We start from the raw sequence: 2,576 nt of genomic DNA on the forward strand, positions 1-2,576 counted from the left end.
TCTTTTCCTCACACCTTTTTGGCTGTAGAAGTGTCCTCATGGAAGCGACAAACTGCCTACCTCAACAACGAGCCTGGCAATCGCGGACTCTGGGAAGACATGATACAGCCGAAGTCCACATCGTCTACCACTTTACACACTTTCTGGGCAAGACTCAATGCGAGACCCAACTGCGGTAGATGATCGAGGCTCGATATCCACTACTCTACCTCAGGGATCCGGCTCTGGCTAGCGGGTGTATCCCAAACCAAGACAGAGCTCCTAAGCCACAAACTCTGGTGGAAATGGGCGGTACCGGACTCGAACCAGTGACATCCTGCTTGTAAGGCAGGCGCTCTACCGCTGAGCTAACCGCCCCTGAAGGATCCCAGTCCACCGAGTTTAGCATTCCCAAGGGACTATTTCCCCATGCCCAGGCTTTGCGCCTTCTGGTACACCTTCCCCTCTGTGAGCAGGGAAGGGGCAATGCAGATCTCCACCTGCTGCATTTCTCGAAGATTGGCAGCCCCCAAGGTGGCCATGCTGGTGCGCAGGGCGCCCAAGAGGTTGTGGGTACCGTCGTCCAGGCGGGCGGGGCCGCGCAAGATTTCTTCCAAGGTGCCGGTGGATCCCACGCGGATGCGGGTGCCGCGGGGCAAGATGGGGCTGGGGGTGGCCATGCCCCAGTGAAAGCCGCGACCGGGGGCTTCATGGGCGCGGGCCAAGGGGGATCCGATCATCACTGCGTCCGCTCCACAGGCGATGGCCTTGCAAATATCGCCGCCGGTCACCAATCCGCCATCGGCAATGATGGGAACGTAGGCGCCGGTTTCCGCCAAAAACTGCTCCCGTGCAGCGGCACAGTCGGCAATCGCTGTAGCCTGTGGTACCCCCACCCCCAACACGCCTCGGGAAGTACAGGCAGCCCCCGGGCCGATCCCCACCAAGACACCGGCAGCTCCGGCCTGCATCAGCTCCAAGGCAACATCGTAGGTAACGCAGTTGCCCACCACAACAGGAATGGGCATCGACCGGCAAAATTGGGCCAGATCCAGCAGTTCCATGCCTTCGGGAACCTTGTGGTGAACGGAAACCACCGTGGCCTGGACGAAAAACAGATCCCCCCCGGCTTCCGCCACCAGGGGGCCGTATTGGGCGGCGTGGGCGGGCACGCAGCTAGCGGCGGCAATGGCGCCAGCAGCTTTGATCTGGCGGATGCGTTCTTGGATTAGCTCTGGCTTCACCGGCTCGCTGTAGAGGCGCTGCATTAGGGGCACAAACTCGTCTTTGCCCACCGACGCAATCTGATCCAACACCTCATCGGGATCGGCGTAGCGGGTTTGGATGCCATCCAGGTTCAACACCCCGAAAGCTCCCAGCTCCGAGAGCAAAATGGCCATTCGCACATCCACCACGCCATCCATGGCGCTGGCGATGATGGGAATTGGCCTTTGGATCCCTCCCAGGGTGAAGTGGGTATCCACCAGGCTGGGATCCAGCGTTCGTCTGCCTGGGGCCAGCGCGATTTCATCCAGCCCGTAAGCGCGTCTTGCCTGCCGATTGCGGCCCAGTTGCACGTCCATTTTTCCCCTGTTCTGCGGATCCCTTGTTTTTATCATGCCGCCAAGGGGGGATCCAAGGCCAGCGAGAGTCTTGTTCTCTTGGCTGCGATCCCGGAGCGGGTCTCAATCAGCCTCAGAGGTTCGAGGGGGCAAGGGCGTGAAAATGTGCCCTTCTTGCAGGTTGCCGAAACTGCGGCAGCGCTCGGATCCCCAACGGAACCCGTAGAGGGCGATGTAGGCACACATCAACGCATCCACCTGATCTTCGTAGTTTTTGAGTCGACGGCCCTTGAGGGATCCCACCTTCACTTGGAGCAGCTCTTCGTGATCCTGGAGAGCCGGGTCAGCGGCAGCCAGAGAGCGCAGATGATGCTGGTAAAGTTGCCAAGCTTGTTGCCGTTCCGGCCAGGTGCGTCGAGGGCGGGCCTTGTATTTTAGGGTGCGGCTGAGGCCAAAGAGGCTGACCAAGGCGCTGTGGGGGAAGACCTCGGTCACTTGGCGGGTAAGTTTTCCTCGCTCGATGTTGGCCTGCTCCCGAAAGCCATAACTGGCTAGGGCTTGCACCAAGGCTTCCCCTCTCACCTGGCCGTTTTTTTCTAGAAGCCGGCGGTTGGCTGGGTGGGCCCCGGCTGCATAGGCGCGAAACACCCGGTTCAGTTCGGCCTCGGCCCGTCGCTGTCCGCTGAGGTTGGGGACGCGCAGGGGGGCATCCACCGCCACCAAGCAGGGATCTTCGCCCGCCTGAGCTTGAATATAGCCCAGGATCTCCTCATCCGTTTGGAGAATGCGGCTATCGACCAGATGGCCTGTCAAGTTCTGCCTGCCGGGATCCCCGAGCTGGACTCGCAGCGTGGCCAGACCGGAAGGGTTGCGGGTTGACCAGGCCAGATCCAGGCCAATGCAGATCAACTGAGCCACACCGCCTTCCCCTTCTCTTCAAGTTGGACAGAATCAGAGTCGTTATCAAAAAAACCAGTTTGAGGCAGTTCCCGATTGCATGGCTCCGGCGCCCTCACCCCCAGCCCCTCTCCCAAA

Annotated in this window: 2 protein-coding genes and 1 tRNA gene; all 3 read right to left on the minus strand. The window is 60.4% G+C overall.

Translation table 11 applies throughout. The annotated features are described in order from the left end of the window. Nucleotides 1–285: 285 nt before the first annotated feature. A tRNA-Val gene (locus tag NW818_RS13190) sits at nt 286–357 on the minus strand. Nucleotides 358–398: 41 nt separating this feature from the next. Continuing rightward, on the minus strand, nt 399–1,562 hold the full coding sequence (locus tag NW818_RS13195; protein WP_414424812.1) for a GuaB3 family IMP dehydrogenase-related protein: 1,164 nt from the start codon (nt 1,560–1,562) through the stop codon (nt 399–401). A 102-nt stretch (nt 1,563–1,664) separates the two neighbouring features. Next, nucleotides 1,665–2,459 (minus strand): DUF429 domain-containing protein, encoded by a 795-nt coding sequence (locus tag NW818_RS13200; RefSeq protein ID WP_414424813.1) that lies wholly within the window; start codon nt 2,457–2,459, stop codon nt 1,665–1,667. Nucleotides 2,460–2,576 lie beyond the last annotated feature (117 nt).

Origin of the sequence: Synechococcus sp. R6-5 (genome assembly GCF_047461775.1) — a bacterium.
Taxonomy (GTDB): Bacteria; Cyanobacteriota; Cyanobacteriia; order Thermostichales; family Thermostichaceae; genus Thermostichus.